The following is a 14034-nucleotide window of genomic DNA, read 5'->3' as shown; positions in this document are numbered from 1 at the left end:
CCCCACCAACCTCAACGGAGAGGCTGCCATGACTGACGTTCTGATCACTGCCGTCGAACTCGCCGATCTCTTGAAGACCGAGCCGTGTGTCGTGATCGACACCCGCAATCCCGATGCCTACGCCGCCGGGCACCTGCCTGGCGCCGTGAACGTGCACGAGATCTTCACGTTCCTGGCGACCTCGACACCGGAAGGCATGGCCGAGCTCAAGACGAAATTCGCGGATGCGTTCGGCGGTGCCGGCCTTTCGGGCAAGGAGACCGCCGTGGTCTACGAGCAGTCGATGAACTCCGGCTTCGGCCAGTCCTGCCGCGGCTATTACCTGCTCACCATGCTCGGCTATCCCAAGGTGAAGGTGCTGCATGGCGGCTTCGATGCCTGGTCGGCCGCGGGCTTCCCGGTGACCAAGGACGTGCCGACGCCGGCGAAGGCTTCGTTCGCGATCGTGCCTGAGGCCGGCGAGATCCTGATCGATGCCAAGACCATGCTCGCCGCCGTCGGCAAGCCGGGTATCGCGATCCTCGACGTGCGCGATGTCGACGAGTGGATCGGTGACAGCTCGTCTCCGTACGGCAAGGATTTCTGCCCGCGCAAGGGCCGCATTCCCGGCGCCGTCTGGCTGGAATGGTATCGGATGATGAAGCCGACCGCCGAAGGCCCGCGCTTCAAGTCCAAGGACGAGATTCTGGCGGAATGCGCCACCGTCGGCATCTCGCCGACGACGCCGGTCTACCTCTACTGCTTCAAGGGCGCTCGTGCCTCGAACACCTTCCTGGCGCTGAAGAACGCCGGCGTGAAGGACGTGCGGATGTATTTCGGCTCCTGGAACGAATGGTCGCGCGATCCCTCGCTGCCGATCGAGCAGGGCCTGCCGATCGCAGCTGACGTGACGACCAAGGCGGCGTAGCAACGCAAGGACGGCCGAAAGGTCTCGGTCCACCTCTCCCGTAGGGAGAGGTCGGATCGCATCGCAAGATGCGATCCGGGTGAGGGGTTACAGCCTCACAGTATGCCGCGGCCCCTCACCCGGATTGCTTCGGACGATGCTCCGCATCGCCGAGCGCAATCCGACCTCTCCCCGCTGGGGAGAGGTGGACCGGGGGCGCGGACCGTGCTTCGTCGCGTTGTCCTCTAACCGTTGAGACCCGCCCGCGGACGAGGCGTAATTCCCAGCGCCTTGATCCGCGAGGCCAGCGTGGTCGGCTTGATGTCGAGCATCTCGGCCGCGCCGCCGGGGCCGAAGACTTTCCCGGCGCAGGCCTCGAGCGCGGCGAGAATGTTGGCGCGCTCGTGGTCGCGCATTTCCGACGACGTCATCACGGCGGGGCGCGCGTCGGCCTTCTGACGGGCGGCGCCGGTAGGTGCTTGTGCACCTGAAGTGTCCGGCAGATCGATGCGCAGGCGGCCGTTCTGGGACAGGATCGCAGCGCGCTCGATCACGTTCTGCAGTTCGCGGACATTGCCGGGCCAGTCGTAACGGGTCAGCCGCCGTGCATCGCCCTCCGACAGACGCAGGTTGGATTTCAGCGCCTTGCTCTCGCGCGTCAGGAAATGTTGCGCGAGCAGGGGAATGTCCTCACGGCGTTCGCGCAAAGGGACAGTCTCGATCGGGAACACGTTGAGGCGGAAATAGAGGTCTTCGCGAAAGCGGCCGCGCTGGACCTCCTGCTTGAGATCGCGATTGGTCGCGGCGATGACGCGAACGTCGACCGCGCGGGTGCGCGCCTCGCCGACACGCTCGAAATGGCCTTCCTGCAGCACGCGCAGCAGCTTGCCTTGCAGCTCGAGCGGGATCTCGCCGACCTCGTCGAGGAACAGTGTGCCGCCGTCGGCAAGCTCGAAGCGGCCGATGCGGTCGCGCGTTGCACCGGTGAAGGCACCGCGGACATGGCCGAAGAATTCGCTCTCGAACAATTCGCGCGGGATCGCGGCGCAGTTGACCCGGATCAGCGGCCGGTCGCTGCGGGTGGAATCCTCGTGGATGGCGCGCGCGATCAGCTCCTTGCCGGTGCCGGATTCGCCGGTGATCATCACCGCCGCGGTGGTCGGCGCCACCAGCTTGACCTGGCGCAGTGTCTTCTGGATCGCCTCGCTGCCGCCGATGATGCCGCGCGGATTGGTCTCGATGCGGATTTCCTCCTGGAGATAGGCGTTCTCCAGCTCGAGCCGCTCGCGCAGCCGGTCGACCTCGGCAAGGGCGGCGTGCAGCTTCTCGTCGGCCTCGCGGCGCTGGCTGACGTCGCGAAACACCACGACGGCGCCGACCACGACGCCGCGGTCGCGGATCGGCGTCGAGGTGTACTCGACCCAGGCGGGCGAGCCGTCCTTGCGCCAAAACACCTCGCCGTCGACCTGGTGCACGGCGCCGTCGCGGAACGCCGCATAGATCGGGCAATCATGATTGTGATAGTGCCGGCCGTCGTGGTGGGTGTGGTGGACGATCGGGTGGATCTCCTTGCCGACCAGCTCCTCGGCGGTCCAACCCAGCATCCGCTCGGCCGCGGGATTGACGAAGGTGGTCTTGCCTTCGGCGTTGACGCCATAGATGCCTTCGCCGGCGGCGCGCAGGATCAACTGGTTCTCGCGCTCGATGTCCTGGAATACGCGCTCGACCCGCTGCCAGGTCGAGATGCCGCCACGCATATGGTCTTCGGCGGCAGCATCGACATTGCGCCGGCGGCGCGCTTCGAGGTCGGTCAGCGTCAGCAGCAGCAGCGTGCGGCCGTCATGCGGCAGCAGGCAGCCGGCATATTCGAGCCGGAGATCTTGCCCGGTCGCGTGGCGGGGATTGAGCGCCGTGGTCCAGTAGGCGCCCTTGTGCAGCACGGCCTGGGTGAAGACGGTGAGGGCGGCAAGCTCGCCGGCGTGGAGCGTGCTGGCCCTGGTCTGTCGCAACAGGGCGCGATCGTAGCCGAGCAGGGCGCAGGCGGCGGGATTGGCATCGACGATCTGGTCGCCGTAGGGATCGACCAGCAGGGTCGCTTCGACCGAGGATTCGAAGGCGGCGATGCGCGGGTCGATGACAGGGGCCACATCGTCGTGGACGGGCATTGGCGTCGTTGCCATTGCGAAATCTCGTAATTGAACTACGAAATCTCGTTTATCACGAGTTTTCGTAGCGGCCAAGTGCGGGTGAAAGTGCTGCGTCATCAAGGCACTGGCCGGCCGAAGGGGCATGGCATGCTCCTTGCGTAATTGCTCCTCGCAACGACGCGCAGGAGGGCCGATGTCCACGTTCGACAATCCGTTTGATCCCGATCGCAACCTTCGAGCCGGCTGTGTTTGCGGCCAGCATCGTTCCGCGGCTGAGCACGAGCAGGCGACGGCGCTGCACTGCGAGCCGGTCGCAAGCGAAGAGAAGCGTTACGAGGGCGTGGTCGCTTCCGCTGTGATGCGCGCGATGTTTCCGCAGGACGTGGCGCGGCGCGCTTTCCTGAAGTCGGTCGGTGCATCGACCGCGCTCGCGGCGCTGTCGCAGTTCTTCCCGCTCAAGACGGCGACCGAGGTGTTCGCGCAAGCCGGCGCGCCCGAGAAGAAGGACCTCAAGGTCGGCTTCATTCCAATTACCTGCGCCACGCCGATCATCATGGCGGCGCCAATGGGCTTCTATGCCAAGCATGGCCTCAACGTCGAAGTGGTGAAGACCGCCGGCTGGGCCGTGATCCGCGACAAGACCATCAACAAGGAATACGACGCCGCGCATATGCTGGCGCCGATGCCGATCGCGATCTCGCTCGGTCTTGGCGCCAACGCCATTCCCTTCGCCGTCCCTGCAATCGAGAACATCAACGGGCAGGGCATCGTGCTCGCCACCAAGCACAAGGACAAGCGCGATCCGAAGGACTGGAAGGGGCTGAAATTCGCCATCCCCTTCGACTATTCCATGCACAATTACCTCTTGCGCTACTATCTGGCCGAGCACGGTCTCGATCCCGATACCGACGTGCAGCTGCGCTCGGTGCCGCCGCCGGAGATGGTCGCGAATTTGCGTGCCGACAACATCGACGGCTTCCTTGCGCCCGACAACATCTGCCAGCGCGCGATCTATGACGGCGTCGGCTTCATGCATCTGCTCTCCAAGGAGATCTGGGACGGCCATCCCTGCTGCAGCTTCGCTGCAAGCCGCGAATTCATCACGACGGCGCCGAACAGCTTCGCGGCGCTGACGCGCGCCATCGTCGATGCCACCGCCTACGCCTCGAAGGCGGAGAACCGCAAGCAGATCGCCGAGGCGATCGCGCCTGCGAACTACATCAACGCGCCGGTCACCGTTCTGGAGCAGGTTTTGACCGGCACCTATGCCGACGGCCTCGGCGGGGTGAAGACCGATCCCAAGCGCGTCGATTTCGATCCGTTCCCCTGGCAGTCCTTTGCGGTGTGGATGCTGACGCAAATGAAGCGCTGGGGCCAGATCAAGGGCGACGTCGATTACAAGGCGGTGGCCGAGCAGGTGTATCTGGCGACCGATACCAAGAAGCTGATGACCGAGATGGGGCTGACGCCGCCGGCGAGTGCTTACAAGTCGTTCGCGGTGATGGGGAAGTCGTTCGATCCGGCGAAGCCGGAGGACTACGTCGCGAGCTTCAAGATCAGGAAGGCGTCGTGATGATCTCCGCTCTCGTGTCCCGGGCGCGGTGCAGCGCGAAGCGGTGCGACGCAGAACCGGGACCCATGCGGCCCGACTGGGTCCCGGCTCTGCGAAGCAGCACACCGGACGATGCTGCGCATCGCCGGGAGTGCTGCGTCGCGTCCGGGACACGGGCGGCGGGGTTTGCGTCATGACCACCTCCCTTCGCCTTCGCGCGGGCCTCGTCTCGATCGTGCTGCTCGCCGCCTTTCTCGGCATCTGGCATCTCGCCACGCGCTCCACCGCGCCGGTGACGGCGATGAGCCCGGAATACGCCAAGCTGATGGGGCTCACCGCGACGCAGGGCAAATCGGCGATGCCCGGGCCGCTCGATGTCGGCGCAAAACTCTGGGAGCACCTGAAGCGGCCGTTCTACGACAACGGGCCGAACGACAAGGGGCTCGGCATCCAGCTCGCCTATTCCATCGCGCGCGTCGGCACCGGCTATCTGCTGGCCGTGCTGGTGGCGATCCCGCTCGGCTTCCTGATCGGGATGTCGCCGCTGCTGAGCAAGGCGCTCGATCCGTTCATCCAGGTCTTGAAGCCGATCTCGCCCTTGGCCTGGATGCCGCTCGCGCTCTACACCATCAAGGATTCCTCGGTCTCGGCGATCTTCGTCATCTTCATCTGCTCGATCTGGCCGATGCTGCTCAACACGGTGTTCGGCGTCGCGACCGTGCGCAAGGAATGGATCAACGTGGCGCGGACGCTGGAGGTCGGCACGGTCAGGCGCGCCTTCACCGTGATCCTGCCGGCAGCGGCGCCGACGATCTTGACCGGCATGCGCATCTCGATCGGCATCGCCTGGCTCGTGATCGTCGCCGCCGAGATGCTCGTCGGCGGCACCGGCATCGGCTATTTCGTCTGGAACGAGTGGAATAACCTCTCGATCACCAACGTCATCATCGCGATCCTCTTGATCGGGATCGTCGGCATGCTGCTCGACCAGATCCTGGCGCGCTTCACGCGCATGGTCACGTTTCCGGAGTAGAGGCGATGACCGACAAGTTCATCTCGATCGAAGGCATTGCCAAGCGCTATCCCGGCGCGGGCGGCGCGACGACCACCATCTTCGAGAACCTTTGGCTCTCGATGGCGCGCGGCGAGTTTGCCTGCGTGATCGGCCATTCCGGCTGCGGCAAGACGACGGTGCTCAACATCCTCGCCGGCCTCGATGCGCCGAGCGAGGGCGCGGTCATCGTCGACGGGCAGGCGATCTCGGGCACCAGCCTCGACCGCGCGGTGATCTTCCAGAGCCATGCGCTGCTACCCTGGCGCACCGTGCTTGGCAACGTCGGCTATGCCGTCAGCTCGAAATGGCGGAGCTGGGACCGGGCCAAAGTGAGGGCGCATGCGCAAAAATTCATCGATCTCGTCGGACTCTCCGGCTCCGAGCACAAGCGCCCATCGGAGCTGTCGGGTGGCATGAAGCAGCGCGTCGGCATCGCGCGGGCGCTGTCGATCACGCCGAAGATGATGCTGATGGACGAGCCGTTCTCGGCGCTGGACGCGCTGACGCGCGGCACGCTGCAGGACGAGGTGCGGCGCATTTGCCTGGAGACCGGGCAGACCGCGTTCATGATCACCCATGACGTCGACGAGGCGATCTATCTCGCCGACAAGATCTTTCTGATGACCAACGGTCCCGGCGCGGTGCTGGCGGAGGTGGTCGAGAACCCGCTGCCGCGGGATCGCGGCCGCACCGATCTGCACCGCCATCCGCTCTACTACGCGCTGCGCAACCACATTATCGATTTCCTGGTGATGCGCAGCAAGACCTTCACCGCTGAAAAGCCCGATCACGATCCGCGCAACGTGCCGACGGTGCAGATCGGCAAACCCGGGCTCTCGATCGCGTCCAGCGGTGAAGAGCAACGACAGACCTGGACACCCGGGACCAATCCCGGATTGACGGCCTAACGAGGAGACCCTGACATGAAGCGCGAAGACCTCACCGAGAAGCTGCTCGACATCAAGCGCGAGAAGGGCTGGAGCTGGAAGCACATCTGCGAAAAGATCGGCGGCTATTCCGAGGTGCTGATCGTCGGTGCGATCATGGGCCAGATGAAACTGACCAAGCCGCAGGCGGCGAATGCCGGCGAGCTGTTCGGCCTGTCGAAGGCGGAAGTCGCGATGCTCAACGAGGTGCCGATGCGCGGCACCGGCACGCCGATGCCGCCGACCGACCCGCTGATCTACCGCTTCTACGAGATGGTGATGGTGAACGGCCCGGCCTGGAAGGCGCTGATCGAGGAGGAGTTCGGCGACGGCATCATGTCGGCGATCGACTTCGACATGGGCATCGAGCGCGTCGCCAATCCCAAGGGCGATCGCGTCAAGATCACCATGAGCGGCAAGTTCCTGCCGTACAAATATTACGGCGCCAGCGGCAACGTGCCGGAATACGGCTTCAAGGAGGAGTGATGGAGGCGAGTGGCGAATTGCGAAGAGCGACTGGGGACCCCCAATTCGCCATTCGCCACTCCCTATTCGCCTGTTTTATTTCCCCGCCTTCACCTCGGCGGCGGCAACTGCGAGCAGCTCGCTCATCTTGGCGCGAATCGCCTGCTCGGTGACGGCGACGTTCTTGGCGGCGAAATCGGCCGTCAGCTTGCGCAGGACGTCGGCATCGCCGGCCTCCTCGAAATCGGCCGCGACCACCTCCTTGGCATAGGCCGTGGCGGCATCGCCGGTGATGCCGAGCTTCTCGGCCGCCCACAGGCCGAGCAGCCGGTTGCGGCGGGCCTCCGCCTTGAACTTCTGCTCCTCGTCGAGGGCGTACTTCTTCTCGAAGCCTTCCTGGCGCTTATCGAACTCGCTCATACCTTGTTCCAAATCCTCGCTGAATGGAGCGGAGCCTTCCGTTGCGGCGACCCGGCTGCATGCCTACATAGATAGCACGAATCGGCAAAACAACGGGCCGTTAAGCCGCAGGCAAGACGGTATAAGTTGGCGCCGGACGGCCGGATCGATTGTGCTCGGACAGCCAATCGGATAGGTTGCCTGAGGCTTGGTTCCCGTTCTGTTTCCAAAGGGTTATGGATGGGTTCCTGGCCGTTCACGGCAGCTCCGCTGTGGGTCGTAATCCAAGTCAACCGGAGCACACCAAATTCATGGATTTCAACAAAACACGGTACATCCCCATGAGCCGTCGGCGTCGCATTTATGAAGGCAAGGCAAAGGTTCTTTACGAAGGCCCCGAGCCCGGTACCCTGATCCAGCACTTCAAGGACGACGCCACCGCGTTCAATGCGAAAAAGCATCAGGTGATCGAGGGCAAGGGTGTCCTCAACAACCGGATCTCGGAGTACCTGTTTCAGCACCTCAACGACATCGGGGTGCCGACCCATTTCATTCGCCGCCTCAACATGCGCGAGCAGTTGATTCGCGAGGTCGAGATCGTGCCCCTGGAAGTGGTGGTGCGGAACGTTGCCGCCGGCTCGCTGTCGCAGCGCCTCGGCATCGAGGAGGGCACGCAGCTCCCGCGCTCGATCATCGAATTCTATTACAAGAACGACCAGCTCAACGACCCCATGGTGTCGGAAGAGCACATCACCGCCTTCGGCTGGGCGACGCCGCAGGAGATCGACGACATCATGGCGCTCGCCATCCGCGTCAACGACTTCCTTACCGGCCTCTTCCTCGGCATCGGCATCCGCCTCGTCGACTTCAAGATGGAGTGCGGCCGCCTGTTCGAGAACGAGATGATGCGGATCATCGTCGCCGACGAGATCTCGCCGGACAGCTGCCGGCTGTGGGATATCAAGTCGAACGAGAAGCTCGACAAGGATCGTTTCCGCAGGGATCTCGGTGGTCTGCTGGAAGCCTATACGGAAGTTGCAAAGCGTCTCGGCATCCTCATGGAGAACGAGCGTCCCCAGGGCACCGGCCCGGTGCTGGTGAAGAGCTGAAGAGGACTTTTGACGTGAAGGCACGTGTCACCGTTACCCTGAAGACGGGCATCCTCGATCCGCAGGGCAAGGCCATCGAAGGCGCGCTGAAGTCGCTCGGCGTCGACGGCGTCGCCAGCGTCCGCCAGGGCAAGGTGTTCGACATCGAGCTCGCCGGCGCCGACAAGGCCAAGGCGGAGGCAGCACTGAAGGAAGCCGCCGACAAGCTCTTGGCGAACACCGTGATCGAGAATTATGCGATCGAGATGAAAGCGTAGGGATTAAGCCAAATGCCCGACGTGACGGCCGAGCTCATGTTCGAGGTGTTGAAGCCGATCCAGGCGCGACTGGTGCAGGTTGATGGCAAGATCGATGAGATGAGGCAGGAAATTCTGGCGTTGCGAACGTCCCAAAATGCCGCTCGCCAGGATGTCACGAGTGTCTTTCAGGAGATTGCGGCGGTTCATGCCACGCTGGTGCGGCATGAGGGCAGGCTTGACCGGATCGAGCGCAGGCTAGAACTGAACGAGGCGCCTGTTCGATAGCCTCGGTTCAGAGCGTCACAGCCATCCCACCCGCCGAAAGCGCCAGTACAGCGAGCCGCAGGCGGTCAGCATGACGCCGAGCAGCATGAAGTAGCCGTACTCCCATTCCAGCTCCGGCATGTGCTTGAAGTTCATGCCGTAGATGCCGGCGAGCGCGGTCGGGATGGCGATGATGGCGAGCCAGGACGCGAGCTTCTTCGACACCGCGGTCTCGTGGGCCTGGCCGACCAGCAGGCTCGCCTCGAAGGCGAAGGCCAGCACCTCGCGCATGGAATCGATGCGCTCCTGGATGTTGCGGACATGGTCGGTGACGTCGCGGAACAGAGGCTGCATCGTCGCGCGCACCATCGACAGCTCATCGTGCTCGAGACGGCGGCAGACCTCCACCAGCGGCCCGATTGCGTTACGGAGCCGCAACAGGTCACGCCGCAGCATGTAGAGCCGCTCGATCTGCGTCTTGGTGATCGCGTGCGCGAGCACGTCGTCCTCGATCTTCTCGATCTCTTCGTGAATGCTTTCCAGCACGGGCGAGTAATTGTCGACGATGAAATCGAGGATGGCGTAGAGGATGTAATCCTCGCCGCGCGCGAGCGCCCGCGGGCAGCTCTCGCAGCGTTCGCGCACCGGCGTGTAGGAGGTCGAGGCGCCGTGGCGCACCGAGACCAGATAGCCTTCGCCGACGAAGATGTGGGTCTCGCCGAAGGCAATGCGTCCCTCGATCAATTGCGCGGTGCGCGCGACGATGAACAGGGCCTCGCCATATTGCTCGATCTTCGGCCGCTGATGGGCGTGGTTGGCGTCCTCGATGGCGAGGTCGTGCAGGTCGAACTGCTTCTGCACCGCGCCGAGCAGCGCCATGTCGGGCTCGTGCAGCCCGATCCACACGACGTGGCCGGGCTTGGCTCGCCAACTCGAGGCCTCGCTGATGGCGATATTGGCGACGCGGCGGCCGTCGACATAAGCGCCGGCGGCGACGACGCCCTCGGTGGACACCGGTTCGGAGGGGAATGCGGGCAGCGACGGGACGTTCATGGCTTCAATCCCGGGCAAATCGAGTGACCAAAGCGCGTGGCTATGGCCTGTGTACAACGGCGCTCCGCCACGCTAGCACTGGTAAAATCTCCGTCAAATGGTTATGTCTGTTCACGAATTGGCCGGTCGGCCAGCCTCATTCCCAGCCGCGTCGGAACCTCTGCCATGAAAGCCGCCATTCTCGTCTTTCCCGGAATCAACCGCGAGCGCGACATGGCGCGCGCCCTGAGGCTGATCTCCGGCAGCGAGCCCGCGATGGTCTGGCACGCCGAGACCTCGCTGCCTGCGGGCACCGATCTCGTGGTCGTGCCCGGCGGCTTCTCCTACGGCGATTATCTGCGCTGCGGCGCGATTGCGGCACGTGCGCCGGTGATGGACGCGGTGCGCGACTATGCGGCCAAGGGCGGCCTCGTGCTCGGCGTCTGCAACGGTTTTCAGATCCTCTGCGAGTCCGGCCTCCTGCCGGGCGTCTTGATGCGCAATGCGCGGCTGAAATTCATCTGCCGCGACGTGCATCTGCGCGTCGAGCGCTCCGACACGCCGTTCACCCGCGGCTACAATGCCGGTCAGGTGATCCGCGTGCCGGTCGCGCACGGCGAGGGCAATTACGAGGCGGACGAAGAGACCATCAAGCGGCTCGAAGGCGAGGGGCGAGTGCTCTATCGCTACTGCTCCGCCGATGGCGTGGTCGACGAGGCCGCCAACATCAACGGCGCGGCACATTCCATCGCTGGCATCGTCAACGACAGGGGCAACGTGCTCGGAATGATGCCGCATCCGGAAAACCACGTCGAAGACATCATGGGCTGCACCGACGGCCGAGGCCTGTTCGCCGGTCTCGCCCGGCATCTGGAAAAAGCCGCGTGATTGCGTTCGTGATGAAGCGTGCGCTCGCCGCAGTCGCGGCGCTAACGTTCGCGACATTTTCAGTAGCGACTTGCGCATCCGCGCAGGATTATCCCAAGCGTCCGATCACCATGATCGTGCCGTTCGCGGCAGGGGGCACCTCGGACGTGATCGCGCGGGCGGTTGCCGAGCAGATGGGCATTGCGCTCGGCCAGACCATCGTGATCGAGAACGTTGCCGGCGCCGGCGGCTCGACCGCGCTGGCGCGGGCCTCTCGCGCCGAGCCCGATGGCTATACGATTGCGATCGGCAATGCCGGCACCAATGCCGCGACCTACACGATCTATCCAAAGCTGCCGTTCACGCCTGATTCCTTCGTGCCGATCGCGATGGTGGCGAAGACGTTCGGCATCATCGCGCTGCGCAAGGACTTTCCGGCGAAGGATCTGAAAGAGTTCATCGCCTATGCCAAGGCCAATCCGGGCAAGATCAATCTCGGCCATGCCGGCGTCGGCTCCTCCAACTATCTGATCTGCAAGAGCTTCGTCACATCGGCCGGGATCGATGCGACGCTGGTCGGCTATCGCGGCGCCGCGCCGGCACTGACCGACGCGATCGGCGGCCAGATCGACGGCGTCTGCGACGCGGCCGCCTCGGTGTCCCAAGCGATCAACGACAAGCTGGTGAAGGGCCTCGTGGTCGGCTCGACCGTTCGGCTCGCCACGTTGCCGGATCTGCCGACCTCGGCGGAAGCAGGCCTGCCCGAGTTCGAGGCGCAGGGCTGGAACGGCCTGTTCGCGCCCAAGGGCACGCCGCCGGCCGTCCTCGCCAAGCTGAATGCGGCGGCACGCACGGCCGTCGAGACCGAGGCGGTGAAGAAGCGCTTTGCCGACCTCTCGACCGTTGCGCCCGATGCCGACGAGCATACGCCGGAAGTGCTGCAAAAGCTCGTGACGCGTGACGTCGAGAAGTACCGCAAGATGCTGGCAGACGACGCCAACAAGTAGCCTGCCCAAGGAGCCTGGCGGCGGCCGGCGTATGGCCGCCCAGAAGGCTTACTGGAGCACAGGAATGCGGGCGATGACCTTGATCTCGAAGTCGAAGCCAGCAAGCCAATTCACGCCGACGGCCGTCCAGTTCGGATAGGGCGGATCGCCGATCTCCTCGGTGCGAACGGCCATCACCGTCTCGATCTGGCTCGCCGGATCGGTGTGAAACGTGGTGACGTCGACGACATCGTCCAACGTGCATCCACCAGCTGCGAGCACGGCACGCAAATTGGCGAACGCGCGCCGGACCTGGTCCTCGAACACCGGCTCGGGTGAGCCGTCCTCGCGGCTGCCGACCTGCCCCGACACGAACAGCAGGTCGCCGGAGCGGATCGCTGCGGAATAGCGATGCACTTGATAGAGCGCGTGGCGGTTTTCGGGGAAGATTGCCTCTCGCTGGGGCATGGCAGGAACCTTTCAATCGATGGATGGGGGCGGATGGAACGTGGGCGCTCCATGGGTGGCGTTTCGCGGCATTTTCAGATACGTTTCGTATGTCAGATATCGCTCACATACGAGGCGTATGTCAAGGGGGTCGAGTGGCAAAGGGGAAGCGCGCCGCGGCCATGGCGGAAAATCGGGCCAAGCTCATCCGCGCCGCCCGCGAGGCATTCGCCACGCAGGGCTATGCAGCCGCGTCGATGGACGACCTCACTGCCGCCGTCGGTCTGACGCGGGGCGCGCTGTATCACAACTTCGAAGACAAGAAGGGGCTGCTCTGGGCCGTCGTCGAGCAGATCGATGGGGAGATGGCGGAGCGGCTCCGCATCGCCCGGGAGCAACAGCCCAGCCTGTGGCTGGGGCTGCTCGCGGAGGGAAGCGCCTATATCGAAATGGCGCTCGACCCCGAGATCCAGCGCATCATGCTTCTGGATGGACCTGCTGTGCTCGGCGATCCCTCCAAATGGCCCGGCGAGAACGCCTGTCTCGACATCACCATGCGAACGATCCGCGCGCTGATCGAGCAGGGGGTCGTGAAGCCGGTCGATGTCGAAGCGGCCGGGCGGTTGCTGAACGGCGCTGCGCTCAGCGCCGCGTTGTGGGTCGCGGCCGCCGACGATCCCAAGAGTGTGTTGAGCAAGGCCGTTGATGCATTTCGAGAGCTGGCGAGTGGATTGCTGCGCGAGGCGGTTTGAGCGTGAGGCTCGTGAACCTGCATCGCGTTTGAGACGACTGACTCCTCGTCGCCATCACGGCGCGCATCCAGCTTCGCTGATTTTTGCGGGTTGAAGCAACTCAAAGTTGTTTCATTGCATCGATTGCGATAGCAGGATGCGGCGCTGTCGTTGTGCTTTCCGGATGTCACATGCCCGTCGCTTTGGTCGTTCTGCTGCTCGATATCACGCTGATCTATCACGCGTCGCGAACCGGACGGTTGCGGCCCTGGGCCTTCATCATCCTGCTGGTGCCGATGATGGGTGCGATCGCCTATATCGCGGTCGAGCTCATTCCCGAATGGTTTTCCAGCCCCGGCGCGCGGCAGGCACGCCAGCGTGTCGCCAATCGCCTCGATCCCGAGAAGCGCTATCGCGAGCTGTCCGACCGGCTGGCCGGCACCGACACCATCGTCAACCGCGCGGCGCTGGCGGACGAGTGCGCAAATATCGGCCGGTTTGCCGAAGCGGAAGCGCATTATGATCACATCCTGAAGCTGCCCATGGGCCACGATCCCGCCTATGCGCTGCGCAGGGCGCAAGCGCAATTTGCCGCCAGCCGCCCGGCCGATGCGCTCGCCACGCTGGACGATCTGCAGAAGCAATGGCCCGACTTCGATTCCGCCGACGCGCATCTGCTCTATGCCCGCGCGCTCGCCGAGGTCGGACGTCTCGACGAGGCGCTGGAGGAATACCACGCGCTCGCCGGCTACTTCCCCGGCGCCGAAGCGCGGGTGCGCTACGGCATGCTGCTGCAAACGGTCGGCCGCACCACTGAAGCGCGCATGGTCTTCAACGAGCTGCTAATCCAGATGCGCCGCGCGCCGAAATATCTGCGCAAGGCGCAGGCGGAATGGCTGTCGATCGCGGAGAAGCAGCTGTCGACCTAGC

The 14034-nt window shown here is 64.3% G+C and carries 16 protein-coding genes; 12 read left to right on the top strand and 4 right to left on the bottom strand.

What is annotated here, in order from left to right; translation table 11 throughout:
• Nucleotides 1-28: 28 nt before the first annotated feature.
• The gene (locus tag N2602_RS26220; protein WP_260379889.1) at nt 29-907 is read left to right on the top strand and encodes a sulfurtransferase; all 879 of its coding nucleotides are present in this window, start codon (nt 29-31) and stop codon (nt 905-907) included.
• Between the two features lie 224 nt (nt 908-1131).
• Here the strand turns inward: N2602_RS26220 and N2602_RS26215 are convergent, their stop codons facing one another.
• Entirely contained in the window at nt 1132-3066 is a 1935-nt protein-coding gene (locus tag N2602_RS26215) for a sigma 54-interacting transcriptional regulator (RefSeq protein ID WP_260379888.1), read from the bottom strand.
• A gap of 160 nt (nt 3067-3226) precedes the next feature.
• On the opposite strand from N2602_RS26215, the gene N2602_RS26210 reads away from it, so the two are divergent.
• The 4 genes from N2602_RS26210 to cynS all read left to right on the top strand — a co-directional run bounded on the left by N2602_RS26210 (nt 3227) and on the right by cynS (nt 7051).
• Complete coding sequence (locus tag N2602_RS26210) at nt 3227-4606, top strand: CmpA/NrtA family ABC transporter substrate-binding protein (RefSeq protein ID WP_260379887.1); 1380 nt, start codon at nt 3227-3229, stop codon at nt 4604-4606.
• A 172-nt stretch (nt 4607-4778) separates the two neighbouring features.
• Nucleotides 4779-5618 carry a nitrate ABC transporter permease gene (gene ntrB / locus N2602_RS26205; RefSeq protein ID WP_172782945.1) on the top strand — a complete coding sequence of 280 codons (840 nt, stop codon included), beginning with the start codon at nt 4779-4781 and terminating at the stop codon, nt 5616-5618.
• Between the two features lie 5 nt (nt 5619-5623).
• The gene (locus N2602_RS26200) at nt 5624-6547 is read left to right on the top strand and encodes an ABC transporter ATP-binding protein (RefSeq protein WP_260379886.1); all 924 of its coding nucleotides are present in this window, start codon (nt 5624-5626) and stop codon (nt 6545-6547) included.
• A gap of 15 nt (nt 6548-6562) precedes the next feature.
• Nucleotides 6563-7051 carry a cyanase gene (gene cynS, locus N2602_RS26195; RefSeq protein ID WP_025037304.1) on the top strand — a complete coding sequence of 163 codons (489 nt, stop codon included), beginning with the start codon at nt 6563-6565 and terminating at the stop codon, nt 7049-7051.
• 75 nt (nt 7052-7126) lie between these two features.
• On the opposite strand, the gene N2602_RS26190 is transcribed toward cynS, so the two are convergent.
• The gene (locus N2602_RS26190; protein WP_172782947.1) at nt 7127-7450 is read right to left on the bottom strand and encodes a DUF1476 domain-containing protein; all 324 of its coding nucleotides are present in this window, start codon (nt 7448-7450) and stop codon (nt 7127-7129) included.
• A 320-nt stretch (nt 7451-7770) separates the two neighbouring features.
• Between N2602_RS26190 and purC the strand changes: the two genes are divergently transcribed.
• Genes purC through N2602_RS26175 form a run of 3 tightly spaced genes read left to right on the top strand, consistent with a single transcriptional unit; the run spans nt 7771 to nt 9062 of the window.
• Nucleotides 7771-8538 (top strand): phosphoribosylaminoimidazolesuccinocarboxamide synthase, encoded by a 768-nt coding sequence (purC, locus tag N2602_RS26185; protein WP_172782948.1) that lies wholly within the window; start codon nt 7771-7773, stop codon nt 8536-8538.
• A 14-nt stretch (nt 8539-8552) separates the two neighbouring features.
• Nucleotides 8553-8795: a phosphoribosylformylglycinamidine synthase subunit PurS gene (purS, locus tag N2602_RS26180; RefSeq protein WP_036012950.1), complete on the top strand. Its 243-nt coding sequence runs from the start codon at nt 8553-8555 to the stop codon at nt 8793-8795.
• A 12-nt stretch (nt 8796-8807) separates the two neighbouring features.
• On the top strand, nt 8808-9062 hold the full coding sequence (locus tag N2602_RS26175; RefSeq protein WP_260379885.1) for a hypothetical protein: 255 nt from the start codon (nt 8808-8810) through the stop codon (nt 9060-9062).
• A 15-nt stretch (nt 9063-9077) separates the two neighbouring features.
• On the opposite strand, the gene N2602_RS26170 is transcribed toward N2602_RS26175, so the two are convergent.
• Nucleotides 9078-10094, bottom strand: coding sequence for a magnesium and cobalt transport protein CorA (locus N2602_RS26170; RefSeq protein WP_260379884.1), 1017 nt, complete (start codon nt 10092-10094; stop codon nt 9078-9080).
• 165 nt (nt 10095-10259) lie between these two features.
• Here N2602_RS26170 and purQ point away from each other — a divergent pair, with 165 nt between their 5' ends.
• Both purQ and N2602_RS26160 read left to right on the top strand, forming a co-directional pair.
• Nucleotides 10260-10961 (top strand): phosphoribosylformylglycinamidine synthase subunit PurQ, encoded by a 702-nt coding sequence (purQ, locus tag N2602_RS26165; RefSeq protein ID WP_212258015.1) that lies wholly within the window; start codon nt 10260-10262, stop codon nt 10959-10961.
• Nucleotides 10958-11947 (top strand): tripartite tricarboxylate transporter substrate binding protein BugD, encoded by a 990-nt coding sequence (locus N2602_RS26160; protein WP_260379883.1) that lies wholly within the window; start codon nt 10958-10960, stop codon nt 11945-11947. Before purQ ends, N2602_RS26160 begins: the two co-directional genes overlap by 4 nt.
• Nucleotides 11948-11995: 48 nt before the next feature.
• On the opposite strand, the gene N2602_RS26155 is transcribed toward N2602_RS26160, so the two are convergent.
• Entirely contained in the window at nt 11996-12394 is a 399-nt protein-coding gene (locus tag N2602_RS26155) for a RidA family protein (protein WP_212258017.1), read from the bottom strand.
• Between the two features lie 134 nt (nt 12395-12528).
• Here N2602_RS26155 and N2602_RS26150 point away from each other — a divergent pair, with 134 nt between their 5' ends.
• The gene (locus N2602_RS26150; RefSeq protein ID WP_260379882.1) at nt 12529-13125 is read left to right on the top strand and encodes a TetR/AcrR family transcriptional regulator; all 597 of its coding nucleotides are present in this window, start codon (nt 12529-12531) and stop codon (nt 13123-13125) included.
• A gap of 170 nt (nt 13126-13295) precedes the next feature.
• The gene (locus N2602_RS26145) at nt 13296-14033 is read left to right on the top strand and encodes a tetratricopeptide repeat protein (protein ID WP_260379881.1); all 738 of its coding nucleotides are present in this window, start codon (nt 13296-13298) and stop codon (nt 14031-14033) included.
• The last annotated feature ends 1 nt before the right edge of the window (nt 14034 follow it).

The organism is Bradyrhizobium sp. NC92 (genome assembly GCF_025200865.1).
Classification (GTDB): domain Bacteria; phylum Pseudomonadota; class Alphaproteobacteria; order Rhizobiales; family Xanthobacteraceae; genus Bradyrhizobium.
This window is presented reverse-complemented; position numbering and strand designations above follow the sequence as displayed.